At 62.5% G+C, this 15,166-nt stretch carries 10 protein-coding genes, 1 pseudogene and 1 riboswitch; of the genes and pseudogenes, 8 read left to right on the top strand and 3 right to left on the bottom strand.

What is annotated here, in order from left to right; genetic code table 11:
- The first annotated feature begins 95 nt into the window (after positions 1–95).
- Entirely contained in the window at positions 96–1,052 is a 957-nt protein-coding gene (locus M5B99_RS02660) for a threonine dehydratase (protein ID WP_248802515.1), read from the top strand.
- 43 nt (positions 1,053–1,095) lie between these two features.
- Here M5B99_RS02660 and M5B99_RS29940 read toward each other — a convergent pair whose 3' ends face one another.
- On the bottom strand, positions 1,096–1,218 hold the full coding sequence (locus M5B99_RS29940; RefSeq protein WP_263860368.1) for a hypothetical protein: 123 nt from the start codon (positions 1,216–1,218) through the stop codon (positions 1,096–1,098).
- A 68-nt stretch (positions 1,219–1,286) separates the two neighbouring features.
- Between M5B99_RS29940 and M5B99_RS02655 the strand changes: the two genes are divergently transcribed.
- The 3 genes and pseudogenes from M5B99_RS02655 to M5B99_RS02645 all read left to right on the top strand — a co-directional run bounded on the left by M5B99_RS02655 (position 1,287) and on the right by M5B99_RS02645 (position 3,821).
- A complete protein-coding gene (locus tag M5B99_RS02655; RefSeq protein ID WP_248802514.1) occupies positions 1,287–1,553 on the top strand; it encodes a ParD-like family protein in 267 nt (88 codons plus the stop codon).
- Positions 1,550–2,192, top strand: a pseudogene (locus M5B99_RS02650) (type I methionyl aminopeptidase). Before M5B99_RS02655 ends, M5B99_RS02650 begins: the two are co-directional and overlap by 4 nt.
- A gap of 60 nt (positions 2,193–2,252) precedes the next feature.
- On the top strand, positions 2,253–3,821 hold the full coding sequence (locus M5B99_RS02645; protein WP_248802513.1) for a sensor domain-containing diguanylate cyclase: 1,569 nt from the start codon (positions 2,253–2,255) through the stop codon (positions 3,819–3,821).
- 548 nt (positions 3,822–4,369) lie between these two features.
- Here the strand turns inward: M5B99_RS02645 and M5B99_RS02640 are convergent.
- The gene (locus tag M5B99_RS02640) at positions 4,370–5,275 is read right to left on the bottom strand and encodes an AraC family transcriptional regulator (protein ID WP_248802512.1); all 906 of its coding nucleotides are present in this window, start codon (positions 5,273–5,275) and stop codon (positions 4,370–4,372) included.
- A 127-nt stretch (positions 5,276–5,402) separates the two neighbouring features.
- Between M5B99_RS02640 and cobF the strand changes: the two genes are divergently transcribed.
- Both cobF and M5B99_RS02630 read left to right on the top strand, forming a co-directional pair.
- Entirely contained in the window at positions 5,403–6,158 is a 756-nt protein-coding gene (cobF, locus tag M5B99_RS02635; RefSeq protein ID WP_248802511.1) for a precorrin-6A synthase (deacetylating), read from the top strand.
- A gap of 122 nt (positions 6,159–6,280) precedes the next feature.
- Positions 6,281–8,614: a glycoside hydrolase gene (locus tag M5B99_RS02630; RefSeq protein WP_248802510.1), complete on the top strand. Its 2,334-nt coding sequence runs from the start codon at positions 6,281–6,283 to the stop codon at positions 8,612–8,614.
- Positions 8,615–8,618: 4 nt separating this feature from the next.
- On the opposite strand, the gene M5B99_RS02625 is transcribed toward M5B99_RS02630, so the two are convergent.
- Positions 8,619–9,911 carry a glycosyltransferase gene (locus M5B99_RS02625; RefSeq protein WP_248802509.1) on the bottom strand — a complete coding sequence of 431 codons (1,293 nt, stop codon included), beginning with the start codon at positions 9,909–9,911 and terminating at the stop codon, positions 8,619–8,621.
- Positions 9,912–9,999: 88 nt separating this feature from the next.
- A riboswitch (cobalamin riboswitch) is annotated at positions 10,000–10,220 on the top strand.
- Between the two features lie 94 nt (positions 10,221–10,314).
- Here M5B99_RS02625 and cobW point away from each other — a divergent pair.
- Positions 10,315–11,382 carry a cobalamin biosynthesis protein CobW gene (cobW, locus tag M5B99_RS02620; RefSeq protein WP_318654555.1) on the top strand — a complete coding sequence of 356 codons (1,068 nt, stop codon included), beginning with the start codon at positions 10,315–10,317 and terminating at the stop codon, positions 11,380–11,382.
- Between the two features lie 3 nt (positions 11,383–11,385).
- Positions 11,386–15,159 (top strand): cobaltochelatase subunit CobN, encoded by a 3,774-nt coding sequence (cobN, locus tag M5B99_RS02615; RefSeq protein ID WP_248802507.1) that lies wholly within the window; start codon positions 11,386–11,388, stop codon positions 15,157–15,159.
- Positions 15,160–15,166: the final 7 nt, after the last annotated feature.

Below are 15,166 nucleotides of genomic sequence, written 5' to 3'. Positions count from 1 at the left end.
TTACTGAAGGGCAAGCCTGAAGGTCAGGTCAATTTTCTGAAAGCCCGCGGTCCGCGCCCCTGCCTAGACTGGGCAAAACCCCAGAGAGACCGGCCATGCACGGACTGACCCGCGACGACATCGAAAACGCTGCCCGCCAGGTGTACCAGGTGATGCCTGCTACCGCCCAATACGCCTGGCCTTTGTTGGCCGAACGCTTGGGTTGCACGGTTTGGGTCAAGCATGAAAACCACACCCCCACTGGGGCTTTCAAGGTGCGCGGCGGTATTACCTTCATGCACTGGCTCAAACGCACTCTGCCGGACACTCAGGGCGTCGTCACCGCCACCCGTGGCAACCACGGCCAGAGCATCGCCCTGGCGGCCCGGGCGCTGGGCCTGAGGGCACTGATCGTGGTGCCGTGGGGCAATTCCGTGGAGAAGAACACCGCCATGCGCGGCTTTGGTGGCGAGGTCATCGAGTTTGGTCGGGATTTCGACGAGGCCCGTGAGGAGGCCGCGCGACTGGCTGAGACGCAAGGCCTCTATCTGGTGCCGCCGTACCATAGCGAGTTGATCAAGGGTGTCGCCACTTACGCCCTGGAGTTGTTCACGGCGGTGCCGGACCTGGACACCGTCTACGTGCCCATCGGTTGCGGGTCGGGGGTCTGTGGGGTGATCGCCGCTCGCGATGCGCTGGGCCTGAAGACCCGGGTGGTGGGCGTGGTTTCGACCGAGGCGGACGCCGCGAAGTTATCGTTCGAAGCCGGAAGGATTCTGCAAACCGCCTCGGCCAATACCCTTGCCGATGGCATGGCCGTGCGCAAGCCGATCCCCGAGGCTTTTGCGGTGTATGCGGCCGGTGCGGCGCGGATCGTATCGGTAACGGACGAGCAGGTCAGCGAGGCCATGCGCGTGTACTACAGCGACACCCACAACCTGGCCGAAGGGGCGGGGGCGGCGGCACTGGCGGCGTTGATGCAGGAACGGGAGGCGATGGCGGGGAAGCGGGTGGGGCTCATTCTCACCGGCGGGAATGTCGACCGACTGGTGTATGCGAAGGTGATTGCGTGATCGGCCGGTAGGCCGCTCGGGTCGACGGCTGCCTGGTGTTTGCTCAGGCACGGTCGACCAGCACCTTGGTTTTCTCGGCGGTGCTGTCATTGAGTGGGGTGTAGACGATCATGCCCGGATCCGGCCGGCCATCGACGGAAAACGCCGAGCATTCCAGCTCGCGCAATGAAATTGCGATCTTGTGTTGTTATCGGCTAGTATACGATTCATATATATTTCATATTGGATAGGTCGATGGGCATCGTAAAAATTTCAGAAGGTATGCATGAGCATCTGCGCGTAGCCAGCGATGCGTTGAGTCGTTCGATCAATGCCCAGGCCGAGCACTGGATGCGCATAGGCATGCTGGCGGAGCTGTATCCCGATCTGGATCACCGCGACATCAGCCGCCTGCTGATTCGCGCCGAACTGGCGGGCGGCCTCGATCTGAAACAGCTGTGCGCGCTCGCTGAGCTTTCGCAGGGTTCCCGGGCTCACGCGGCGCCAGGAGCCCGGCAATGAAAACCAACGTCAAGATCAATACCCCAGCGCAAATAGTGCTGTCTGGCACGGCGGGCAAACTGGCCGCCGAGGTGCTGGCGATGATCACGCCCCACGTCAAGGCGGGAGTCACCACCGACGAGCTGGATCAGCTTTGCCACGATTACATCGTCAATGTGCAGAAGGCCATTCCCGGTAATGTCGGCTATCACGGCTTTCCGAAAACCGTGTGTACCTCCGTCAACGAGGTGGTCTGCCACGGCATCCCTTCGACCAAGGCGCTGAAGGATGGCGATATCGTGAATATCGACATCGCCGTGGTCAAGGATGGTTGGTACGGCGATACCAGTCGCATGTACTTCGTCGGTGAGCCCAGCCCGCAAGCCCGGCGCCTGGTCCAGACCACGTATGAAGCCATGTGCGCCGGTATTCGCGTGGTCCGCCCCGGTGCGACGCTGGGCGACATTGGTCACGCGATTCAGAGCGTTGAGCGATGGCTGGACGGTGGTCACCAAGGATCAGGGCCTCTCGGCCCAGTGGGAGCATATGGTGGCGGTCACTGATGATGGCTTCCAGGTGTTGACCCCTTGGCCTGACAGTGTCGACGGCTATCCAGCCATCCTTCGGGCGCCGAGCAGGTCATCACTGTCAGAAATATGAGGTGTCCGTGAAAATCGCATAAACTACACGTCATCATTTCAACCACACGGAAAGGGTTTCATGATCACAAAAGCGACCTCGTTTCTCAAGGCCGAGTGGGCGGATGCCAGGCTCAAGCTCGGCCAGGTGGTGCTTTTTGTGGCGGCGGTCTGTATTTCATTGATTACGATCAGCATTTGGGGAATTTTCAACTCTTTGGAGTATCACTTGCATGACAAAGAGACTCAGATGTCAAACCTTTCCAAGACCTTGTCAACCAGCATCGCGGCGACACTCACGCAAGCCGACACGGTGATATTGGGTATTCAGGGGCAAGTGGAAGTTGAAGGCACCGGCGCCCAGACCCTGGAAAGGTTGGGGGGGATACTGAAAAACCAACAGAAGAGCTTGCCGCAAGTCCATGGCTTTTTCATTTATGATGAACACGGACGTTGTTTATTCAACTCGAATGGTGCGAGTCCATTGGGCGCCAATAACTCGGACCGCGACTACTTTATCCACCATCGCGACCACGCCAGTACGGAGCCCTTTATTGGTCCCTCGATACGCAGTCGCTCAACCAATGAGTGGGTGATGACCCTCTCGCGGCGGCTTAACCATCCCGATGGCAGTTTTGCCGGAGTGACTGTCGCCACAATTTATCTTAAATACTTTCTCAGTCTCTATGATGGCATCGACATGGGGGAAAATGGCCTGATCAACCTGGTCTCCTCCACAGGGCATATTGTCGTTCGCAAGCCTTTTCGCGACGCTGATGTTGGCACTGATATTTCCAAAGGCGAAGTCTTCGCCTTGTTGACGCCCGGGGTCGATGCGGGCACCGCCACCATAAAGTCGTTTATTGACAGGGCCGAGCGGGTTATCAGCTTTCAACGTGTCAATGGTTATCCCCTTGTTGTCATCGCGGCATTTGATAGAAATGAAATATTGGCGGATTGGCGTAGCGAGTCCTTTGCAAGCTTTTTCATATCGTCGATTTTATTATTCATTCTGAGTTTTCTCGGCTATCGGCTTATCAGGCTCATGAGTCAGCAAATCCAGATGCAAAAGGAGTTGCAGCGCTCCGAGGAGAGCTATATCCAAGCCAACAAGGCGCTCGGACAACTGGCGCTGGAGGATGGATTGACCGGACTGCCGAATCGCCGTAAGTTCGACTTGTTCATCAGCGCTGAAGTCAACAAGGCAAGACGAAGACCGGATGACATTGCACTGATCATGATCGATGTGGATCTTTTTAAAAACTACAATGATTGTTACGGTCACGTACAGGGCGATGAATGCTTGAAGTTGGTGGGCGCGATCATCAAGAAGCACATCACACGCGAAGGCGACCTGGCCGCCCGGTATGGCGGCGAGGAGTTTGCCATCGTGCTCTTGAATACCGACTATGTAGGCGCCTTTATTATTGCCGAGAGAATTCGAACTGAACTGGAGGGCTGTTCAATTCAACATGATGAATCACCGGCCAAAGTCGTCACCGTCAGTGTGGGCATCAGTGCATTGTCAGGTTCAAGAACGGTCACTGCCGAGAATTTGATCGATATCGCTGACAAAGCACTGTATGTCGCCAAGACCAGCGGTAGAAATCGGACGGTTATTTCCAATCATCTATCGGATGCGACAATTTGAACCGAGACAGCCAGCGGCGACACTCAAGTGCCCGCCAACCATGCCTGCTGGCGAGCCCGAACCGAGGCTGCGGATATTCGCCCGTCCGTTCGCTCCATAGTTGGTGTGCACCTCGCCGAAGTCACCGGCGCTGGTAGAGCGGCATAACCCGTTCAAGGGTTGATCGTACCTGCAATGTATTCGGCGATTTTGAGGGCCCCTTCGCGGGCAAGCTCCGCTCCCACAGGTTCTGGTGTCCGCCGCCCCTTCAAGTTCACTCGGACAATGTGGGAGCGGAGCTTGCCCGCGAAGGCGGACTCCCGGTCGCCCGACTTCTCAAGGATCCCCCCGCAATGTTCAAGTATTCACCCCTCGCCCTGGCGCTCCTAGCCTCCCTGGCCCAGGCCGACGCCAGCCTCGACAAGATCCAGGCCCGGCACAACCCTGCGCCTAGCGATCCCCTGTAGGAGCCGGCTTGCCAGCGATGAGGCCCTTGAGCCTTGCATCGTCCTTGCGGCCGCCATCGCCGGCAAGCCAGCGCCTACAGGTCTGCGTTTGAACCCGGGCCATCAGCCGTGGTTCTGCTCCGTCAGGCGCTGTACCGCCAAACGCCGGTAATGCGAAGGGGTCATGCCCTTGAGTTGCTGGAAGCGACGGTTGAAGTTGGATATGTTGTTGAAGCCTGACTCGAAGCAGACATCGGTCACCGGCTTGTCGCCGTCCGCGAGCAACTCGCAGGACTTGCTGATACGCAGGCGATTGACGAATTCGACGAAACAACGGCCGGTGGCCTGCTTGAAGACCCGGGAAAAGTAGGTGGGCTTCATGCCCAGGTACTCGGCCACTTCTTCCAGTGGCAGTTCCCGGGCATAGTGGGCAAAAATATAGTCGACCGCCCGGTTGGTGCGGTCGATATTGTGCTCGTCGGCCAGTTGTGGTGTGGTAACACCCGACAGCAACTGGTAGTCGTCACAGTTGCCGAGCAGCTCCAGCAGGATCAGGAAGTGACCGAGCCGGGTAACACCCTGGGAGTCGGCGATACGCTGCATCAGGGTCGTGGCCTGGCGCACGGTGTGCTGGCAACGGAACTCGATGCCGTACTGGGCCCGTTCCAGCAGCGGCGTCAGGGTCTTCAGCTCGGCGAACACCAGATGGCCGCTTTCGAACAACTCGTCGGTGAAATTCACCAGCATGTCGCGCTTGGGCACCACTTCGCCCTCGGCCACCTGGCTGATCCAGTTGTGGGGCAGGTTGGGGCCGGTCAGGAACAGGGTCTGCGGATAGAAGTTGCCGATATAGTCGCCAATGAACACCTTGCCGGAACTGGCGACGATCAGGTGCAGTTCGTATTCCTTGTGGAAATGCCAACGCACCAGGGGGCAGGGGAAACCATGCTGGCGATAGATGATCGACAGGCCGTTGTGGTCGTCCATCAACTCGTAGGAGGGGTCGGTGACGCGGGCTGCTCGGGTCATGCCTGGCTACTTTTTGTCGTTTTTTGTTGTGGGCGCCTGTCGATAATGCCCTCATCCTCGCCATCGCGCCAGTTGCACCGTGCCCAAGAGGGGGCCGTGCCAGGCGCCAACAAGCGGAGCGCCAGCCATGAAAACCCTCCTGCTGATCGGCATGGGCCCCGGCCACCCGGAGCAGATCACCGTCCAGGCGATCAATGCGCTCAACCGTGCCTCGGTGTTGTTCCTGCTGGACAAGGGCGAAGCCAAGGACGATCTGCTGAATTTGCGCAAGGACATCTGCGAGCGTTATATCCGGCAGCCCGGATGCCGGCAGGTCCAGGTCAGCGATCCGGTACGCGAGGACTCGGCGGCGTCCTACGAGGCGGGCGTCGAGCACTGGCATCGGCAACGGGCGGCCCTGTTCGCGCGGCTGATCGACGAAGAACTCGGCGAGGATGAGTGCGGCGCGTTCCTGGTCTGGGGCGATCCGGGGCTTTATGACAGTACCCTGAGGATTCTCGAGCGGGTCCGTGCGCTCGGTGGTCCGGCGTTCGCCGTCGAGGTGATTCCCGGGATCAGCAGTATCCAGGTGCTGGCCGCGCAACATCGGATCCCCCTGAATCGCATCGGCGAGCCGTTGCTGATCACCACCGGGCGGCGCCTGCAGGCAGCCGACCTGGACAATGTGGTGGTCATGCTCGATGCCCGCTGCGCGTTCGGCCAGTTCGCCGACCAGGACCTGGAAATCTATTGGGGCGCCTACCTGGGCACCGAAGACGAACTGCTGGTGGCCGGCAAGCTGCACGAAGTGGGCGAGCGGATTCGCCGTGTGCGCGAAGCGGCGCGCAAGCGCAAAGGCTGGATCATGGACTGTTACCTGTTGCGCCGGCCACTCAAGTCTTGAGCCGCAACCTCAGGCAGATTTTTAGTGTTTTCACTCGATTTGAGAAGAAGGAGACTACAGAGCATTTCCTTCTTGGTCAGTTAAGGTTCGTCGGTTTACACACCTGAATCGACGAGGACAACATGAAGGCCATGCCGCCGCGGTGGATGAATGATCGTCGCTGCCTGCCGATCTGGCTGACCCTGCTCGGATGGACCTTGGCCCTGAACGCCGAAGGGGCTTCCCAGGTCTATCTGCCTCATCGTTCAGGGACCTTTGTCATCGACCCGGCCACCCTGGTCGTGGCCCTGCACCACAACGACGAAAATCGGCACCAGGCCCTGCTCAGCGCCGCGGCCTTCGACAAGGGCGCACAGGTCATCGAGCGCACCGGCAACCGCTGGCGGATCCGCCAGGCGGACCAGGACTTCAGGGTTGAGGTCGGGGTGGATCGTGATGCCTTGGTGGTGACGGTGCATGCCGGACAACCGGGTCGGCTGGAATGGCCCAGGCCCGTCGAGGACGGGGCGATCGAGGCCCATGCGATTCCGTTTGGCGAAGGTGCCTATGTCCCCAGCGACGATCCGAAATGGCTCGACTGGCTGCTGCGGCGTTATCAGCCGGCCCGGCTCAACGGGGTGCTGTCGATGCCGTTCTGGACCGAACTGCGCAAGGACTATTCGCTCACCTGGATCGTCGAGACGCCGTTCAACACCAGCTTTGGCATCAAGGAACAAAACGGTCGCCCCCTGCCGACCCTCAGCCATGCCTTCAATCGCCTGGCCCCCGACGCACCTTACCGGGTGCGCATCGTTGTCGGTCCGCGGGAACCGCTGATCGGCGCGCGGCTGTACCGACAATGGCTGCGCGATCACGATCAGTTCGTCTCGTTGGGCGAGAAAATCCACACGCAACCGCAGATCGCCCGCCTGGGTGGCGCGCCGCATATCTATCTGTGGGATGCCGGGCCGCTGAAGGCTGGCGATATCCTGCACTGGCCGGAGTTCCTGCGCTTTTTTGCCCGGCACCGGGACGACAGCGATCACTTGGCGTCCAGGCTCTGGGGGGCCTTCGAGCTCAAGGCCCGCGAGGCCTTCCTGCTGGCGCTGGGCGAAGCCGATAGCGCTTTTGAACAGGTTCCGCCTTTTGCCCGGATCCAGGTGATCAGGGCGATCAATTCCGGGTTGCCGGCTGTGGTCGTGCGTGAGGCCCAGGCGCCGTTGCCCGGCAATCATGACCCACAGGCCGAGGTGGCCTGGGGGCAAACGGTGCGTCGTCAGTTGCGCGAGGCCTTTGGCGATCTGCTGGCACCGGCCGAGCGCTGGGGCGGTGGATTGTCCTTGGATACCGTTGCCGCCTTGCAAGGCGCGGGCCTGGCACGGGCCTGGTTGGGTGCCGATGATTGGCGCGATACCTTCTGGCACCCCGAGGCGGTGGACGCTGCCAAAGCCGCCGGCTATCTGGTGTCGGCCTACGACAGCTATGGCAGCGCGCATCCATCGAATCTGCAAGCCAGTTGGGCGACCGCGAAGATGGGCGACGAGCTGGCCGCCGCCGGCTATACCGACGAGCGGGGCAAGAAGGTCCAGGGTTTCAATGGTCGCGGTGTTTTCGTCAATCCGCGCATTGTCGAAGCCTATGCCCGGCGACGGATCAGTGCCGTGGCGCGAGCGGGGCGCCTGAACAGCTACTTTCTCGATGTCGATGCCGCCGGCCCCGAGTTCAGTGACTACACGCCGGGGCGGGAAACCAGCCAGGCACAGGACGCCGAGGCGCGCCGGCGCCGCCTGGCGTATCCGGTCCAGGCGCTGGGCCTGGTCACGGGCAGCGAGGGCGGGCTGTCCTTCTATGCATCGATCATCGCCTTCAGCCATGGCATTGCCACCCAGCCCTTTGCCTGGATGGACGCGGATATGCGCAAGAACAAGCGCTCGCGCTATTACGTGGGGGGGTATTGGCCGCCGGAAACGCCCAACCTGTATTTCAAGGCGGTCCCGCTCAAGCCGGAGGTGGCGCGCTTCGTGACTTCGGCCGAATTCCGCCTGCCGCTGTACCAGATAGCGCTGCATGACAGCCTGGTCAGCACCCATCATTGGGAGTACGGCTCGCTGAAGTTCTCCAGCGAACGCGATGTCACGGCTTTGCTGCAATTGTTGTATATGGTGCCGCCGCTGTATCACCTCAACGATCAGGTGATTGCCCGCGACTTGCCGCTGATCAGCGCCTACGACAAGGTGTTCCGCCCCCTGCACGAGCGCTTGTTCAGCCAGGCCATGGACGATTTCCAGGTGTTGTCCGGGGATCGCCTGCTGCAGCGCTCGACCTTTGCCGACGGTACCCTGATTACCGTCAACTTCTCCGTCAGGCCCAGCCGCACGCCGGAGGGTCGCCAGCTACCGCCGTTGTCTGCCCATGTGGTGGTGTCCGGCGAACCGGCGCAACTTATCGAGATCCGTCGGGTGCTGGGGGCCTCCTGACGACTCAGTCGACGCGGTTCTTCGCCTCGATCCACTGCGACATGTACTGGGTGCTCTTGTGGTGATGATGGCGTAGCATCGCCCCGGTGAAATTGTCCCGGCGCCGGGCCGCCAGGTCCTGGCGGCAGGCCTGGATCCGGGCAATCAATGCGGGGCCGTGGATCCGGCGCTCATAACGCTCGGCGAGCAGCGCCTGGCCGTTGGCCTGGGCCTGCTGCCACAGCACGCGGTCCTGATAGAGGCGCACAGCCGCTTGGGCCAGGGCGACGGCGCTGGTTTCGACGGCACCGGCCCAGGGCAGCCCGCCGTGCATGGCTTCGGCGCCGATGGGGGTGGTGACATTCGGTGTGCCGCAGAGCATGGCGTCGACGATCTTGCCCTTGATACCGGCGCCGAAACGTAGCGGCGCCAGGCAAACTCGCGCCGCGGTCATGACTTCGAGGGCGTCTTCGGCCCAGTTCATGATGTGAAAACCCTGGGCGGGATTGTGCAGCGCGGTGGCCTTGGGCGGGGTGTAGGCGCCATAGATATGCAACTGGGTCGTGGGCAACTGCTGGCGGATCAGAGGCCAGATCGTGCTCTTCATCCAGAGCACGGCATCCCAGTTCGGCGCGTGGCGGAAGTTGCCGATGCTGAGAAAGTGCGCGCGCTCGTCGAAATTGCGGTACGCCGCCACGGGCGTGTCGATCATCAATGGGCACCAGTGCAGTAACGCCGCCGGGACCTTGAACTGCTCGATCAGCAATTGCGACTCGACATCGGAAATCATCAGGTTCAGGTCCGACCGGTAGATGGCGGCGATTTCCCGCTGGGCCTGATCGGTCTCGCTCATCTGTTCGAATATTTGCCGCTGGTCGGGAGCGAACAGCGCGCTGAAGTCATTCAGGTCCTGAGGGTCTTTCAGACGCGCCTTGAGCTGCTGCTGGCGGGCATCACGCAGGCTTTGCAGGTCCGAGGTCTCCAGCACGCGCAGTGCTGCGGGGCAGTGTTTTTCCACGCGCCAGCCGAACTGCTCCTCCATCATGAAACGGTCGAACAGCACCACGTCCGGTTGCAGGTCGGCGACAAAACGGTCGAAGCTGCTGTTATTGAGCTCGATGCGACATTCCGCTATGCCCAGGCTCGCCAGGTCGGCCTTGTGTTCGCCGACTGCGGCGGGGCTGGCGAAGGTGATGCGCCAGCCGGCTTCGAGAAAACTTTCGAGGATCTGCATCATGTGCCCGCCGGCGGCCGACGAGCGCGGTTCCGGCCAGACATAACCGATAACCAGGACCTGGGTGATGTCGGTGGCGTTCATAACACGATTCCTTGAAACGGGCAGGGCGGGAAAAGGGCCGCAATTAAACCACAGCGGCGCTCGCGATTGACCTGCCCCGACGCACTGCGTAGCCTTGCAGCTTCGAGGTTCTTCGGCACTCGGCCGAAGCTAAGAAGGGAACGCGGTATGCCGCGGCTGCCCCCGCAACTGTAAACGGTTCGATAGCCCTGCACTGCCACTGCCTCCGGGCGGGAAGGCGCAAGGACTGGCTGGCCGGCCTGCTCCCGGGAAGGAGCGCCGCCCGCCCGACCGTAAGCCAGGAGACCTGCCTCGTGACCGTTTCTCACTACAACCGGGCGGGGTGATCCGGTGGCGAACACATCCGCGCCCAAGGGCCGCGGTTCTCGTCCCGCATGCCCGCCACTTTGCCAAAGGGCATCCGATGAAAACACTGGCCAAGCTTCCCGTCACCATCGTCACCGGCTTTCTCGGCTCGGGCAAGACCACCCTGTTGCGCCATATGCTCGACAACGCCCAGGGCCGCCGCATCGCGGTGATCGTCAACGAGTTCGGCGAACTGGGCATCGACGGCGAGATCCTCAAGCAGTGCTCGATCGGCTGCACTGAAGAAGAAGCCAGTGGCCGTGTCTATGAACTGGCCAACGGCTGCCTCTGCTGCACGGTCCAGGAAGAATTCTTCCCGGTGATGCGTGAGTTGGTGGCGCGCCGTGGCGACCTCGATCATATCCTGATCGAAACCTCTGGCCTGGCGCTGCCCAAGCCCTTGGTGCAAGCCTTCCAGTGGCCGGAAATCCGCAGTGCCTGCACCGTCGATGCGGTGATCACCGTGGTCGACAGCCCGGCCGTGGCCGCCGGTACCTTCGCCGCGTTCCCGGACCAGGTGGATGCCCAGCGCAAGCTCGACCCGAACCTGGACCACGAATCACCGCTGCACGAGCTGTTCGCCGACCAACTGTCCAGCGCCGACCTGGTGATTCTCAACAAGGCCGACCTGATCAGCCCTGAAGACCTGGCCCGGGTGCGCCTGGAAGTGGCCGAGGAGCTGCCGCCGGCGGTGAAGGTCATTGAAGCCAGCAGCGGTCGCCTGCCCCTGGACGTGCTGCTGGGCCTGGGCGCCGGTTCCGAGGAACATATCGACACTCGCCACAGCCACCACGATCACCACCATGACGGCGACGATCATGACGATCACGATCATGACGCCTTCGACTCGATCTCCCTCGAACTGCCGCAAGCCGATGAAAGCCTGTTGCTGGACGCCCTGACACAACTGGTGGGCAAGCACGGCATCCTGCGGGTCAAGGGTTTCGCCGCAATCCCGAACAAGCCGATGCGCCTGCTGATCCAGGGGGTGGGCAGCCGCTTTGACAAGCACTTCGACCGCGCCTGGGCGGCGGATGAACCGCGTGTCACCCGCCTGGTGCTGATCGGCCAGGAACTGGATGCCGCGCTGCTCGAATCGACCCTGCGCACCGCGCTGACCGCCTGACCCATGCACCTGCTCAGGACCCAGCCCGGCGGTTTCGTGTCGGATGACAATATCGCCGACCTGGGGCAAACCCCCGCCGAGTTGGTGATCCTCTGCAGCGGCGATTCAAGCCTGGCATTGCTCGCCGAAGCGGCGCAGCAACTGCCGGAAAATTATCCGAGTCTGCGCCTGGCCAACCCGATGCAGGTGCAGAACCACGCCTCGGTCGACCTCTATTTCGACCAGGTGCTGCAACGCGCACGGGTCATCCTGCTGTCCCTGCACGGCGGGATCGGATATTGGCGCTACGGTATCGAGCGTCTGGTGCAGTTGGCCGAGCGCGGGGTGACTTTGATCCTGGTGCCCGGGGACGATCGTCCGGATCCGGAGCTGAGCGACCTGAGCACGGTGTCCGCCGAGGATGGCCGGCGGCTCTGGCATTTTCTGCGCCAGGGTGGCATGGGCAATGCCCTGGACCTGTATCGCTGTCTCGCCAACCGCTGGTTGGGGCGCGACTATACCTGGGCCGAGCCGCAACCCTTGCCGCGCACGGCGATCTATCATCCGCGCCATAGCGGCGCCGGATTGGCTGATTGGCGCGCTGACTGGCAGGTCGGTCAACCGGTCGCGGCGCTGCTGTTCTATCGCTCGCATTTGCAGGCGGCCAATACCGCCTTTGTCGATGTGTTCTGCCAGCGCTTGCAAGCTGCCGGGCTCAACCCTTTGCCGATTGCCGTGGCCAGTCTCAAGGAGTCCGCCTGCCTGGACGTGGTCGAGGACCTGCTGGACGAGGTGGCGGCCGCGATCATCCTCAATACCACTGGATTTGCCCAGTCCAGCCCCGAAGCGCCGCATCTGCGGCCGTTTCGCCGGGATATCCCGGTGATCCAGGCTATTTGTGCCCAGGACAACGAGCCCGGCTGGCAGGCTAGCGAGCAGGGCCTCGGGCCCCGTGACCTGGCCATGCATATCGCCTTGCCGGAACTGGATGGGCGCATCATCAGTCGGCCCATCAGCTTCAAGGACCTGGCCTGGCGCAGCGAGCGCAGCCAGAGTGATGTGGTTTGCTATCGCGCCCAGCCCGAACGCATGGATTTCGTTGCCGAACTCGCCCGGCGCTGGGTCGATCTGGCGCGGGTACCCAATGCGGACAAGCGCGTCGCCCTGATCCTCGCCAACTACCCGACCCGCGACGGTCGGATCGGCAATGGCGTGGGCCTGGATACCCCGGCGGCGGCGCTGAATATCCTGCGGGCGCTCAAGGACCAGGGCTACCCGTTGAGCGAAGAGTTGCCCGAAAGCGGCACGGCGCTGATCCAGGCCTTGCTCGGTGGTGTCAGCAATGATTTCGACAGCCTCGACCTGCGCCCTTGTCACCAGAGCATGGCCCTGGCCGACTACCGGGCAATGTTCGAGCGCCTGCCCGAGGCCAATCGCCAGGCAGTGATAGCGCGCTGGGGCCGGCCGGAACAGGACCCGATGTTCCGTGGCGGGCGGATGATGGTCGCCGGCTTGCGTTTTGGCCTGACCTTCGTCGGTATCCAGCCGGCCCGGGGTTATCAGGTCGACGCCAGCGCGGTCTACCATGACCCGGACCTGGTGCCGCCCCATGGCTACCTGGCGTTCTATTTCTGGCTGCGGCACACCTACGGCAGCCATGCGCTGATCCATGTCGGCAAGCACGGCAACCTGGAGTGGTTGCCGGGCAAGGGCGTCGGGCTGTCGCAGCAGTGTTGGCCGGACGCGTTGCTGGGGCCGTTGCCGAATATCTATCCGTTTATCGTCAATGACCCGGGCGAGGGCGCCCAGGCCAAGCGCCGTACCCAGGCGGTGATCATCGATCACCTGATGCCACCGCTGACCCGGGCCGAGACCTACGGGCCGCTGCGCGATCTGGAGTTGCTGGCCGACGAATACTACGAAGCGCAGTTGCTCGACCCACGCCGTGCCGGCGAATTGCAGCGTGACATTCTCAGGCTGGTGCGCGAGACGCAGATCGACCGTGAATTGCAGCTGGATGCCGGCCTGGACAGCGATGCCGACGCGGCGATCTGGCTGCCACGGCTGGACACCTACCTCTGCGACTTGAAGGAGTCGCAGATCCGTGACGGTTTGCATGTGTTCGGCGAGTCGCCGGCCGGCCGCCTGCGCATCGATACGCTGCTGGCCTTGCTGCGGATTCCCCGTGGTGACGGGCGTGGCGCCCAGTCCAGCGTGTTGCGGGCCTTGGCCAGGGCCTTCGAACTGGGCTTCGATCCGTTGGATTGCGTCCTGGCCGAACCCTGGACCGGGCCTCGACCTGAGTCATTGCAAACCGTCAGCTCGGAAAACTGGCGCACCGCCGGCGATAGCCGCGAGCGCCTGGAACTGTACGCCGGGCAACTGATCGAGCGTGCGCTGCAAGGTCAGACCGACTGGCCGGATACGGCGTTGTGGGGCGATGTGCGGTTGATCATCGACGGGCTGCTGACGGTGGTCGCGCCGCGCCTGGATGCCTGTGGGCCGGCGGAGATGGGCGGGTTGCTCGATGCCCTGGCGGGGCGTTTTGTGCCCGCCGGCCCCAGCGGTGCACCAAGTCGCGGACGCCTGGACGTATTGCCCACCGGGCGCAATTTCTTTTCCGTGGATGTCCGCAACCTGCCAACCACCACGGCTTGGCGCATTGGCTTCCAGTCGGCCAACCTGATTCTTGAGCGGCATTTGCAGGACCATGGCGACCATTTGCGTCAGCTCGGCCTGTCGGTCTGGGGCACGGCGACCATGCGCACCGGCGGTGACGATATCGCCCAGGCCATGGCGCTGATGGGCGTACGGCCGGTATGGGCCACCGGCAGCCAGCGGGTCGACGATTTCGAGATCCTGCCTCTGAGCCTGCTTGACCGTCCGCGAGTGGACGTGACTTTGCGCGTGTCTGGATTTTTCCGCGATGCTTTCGCCAACCTGATCCGCCTGTTCGACGCCGCAGTGCAGGCCGTGGCGGCGCTGGACGAACCGGCGGACCTGAACCCGCTAGCCGCGCGGGTCCGCGCCGAGCGTGAGCAGTTGCAGGCTGAAGGTCTGGATGAGGAACAGGCTGCCCGCCAGGCCGGCTGGCGAATTTTCGGCGCCAAACCGGGGGCCTATGGCGCCGGGGTGCAGAATGCCATCGACGGGCGCTTGTGGCAGAGCCGCGAGGACCTCGCCGAGGTCTATCTGAACTGGGGCGGTTATGCCTATGGCGGCCAGGATGATGGCACTGCGGCGCGCGGGCAGTTTGCGCAACGCCTGGGCGAGGTACAGGCGGTGCTGCAAAATCAGGACAACCGTGAGCACGACCTGCTCGACTCCAATGACTACTACCAGTTCCAGGGCGGCATGCTGGCGGCGGTGGAAACCCTGCGCGGCGCACCGGCCGCCAGTTATCATGGCGACCACAGCCAGCCGGACCTGCCGAAGATCCGCACGCTCAAGGACGAGTTGAACCGGGTGATCCGCTCGCGGGCGGCGAACCCGAAATGGATCGACGGGGTCAAGCGCCATGGTTACAAAGGCGCATTCGAACTGGCGGCGACCGTCGACAACCTGTTTGCGTTCGACGCCACCACCGGCCTGATCGACGATCACCAGTACGCCTTGTTGGCCGATGCCTATCTGCTGGACCCGGACACCCGCGACTTTGTCCGCGAGCACAATCCGGCGGCGCTGCGCGACATGACCGAGCGGCTGCTGGAGGCCCAGCAGCGTGGGTTGTGGAGCGAGCCGGGCGAGTACCGCGAGGCGTTGGAAAACCTGCTGCTGGATATAGAAGAAGATTCCTGAGGTGTGC

Origin of the sequence: Pseudomonas sp. MWU13-2100 (assembly GCF_023242365.1) — a bacterium.
GTDB lineage: Bacteria > Pseudomonadota > Gammaproteobacteria > Pseudomonadales > Pseudomonadaceae > Aquipseudomonas.
The sequence above is the reverse complement of the archived record's forward strand: the minus strand, read 5'-3'. Positions and strand labels throughout refer to the sequence as shown.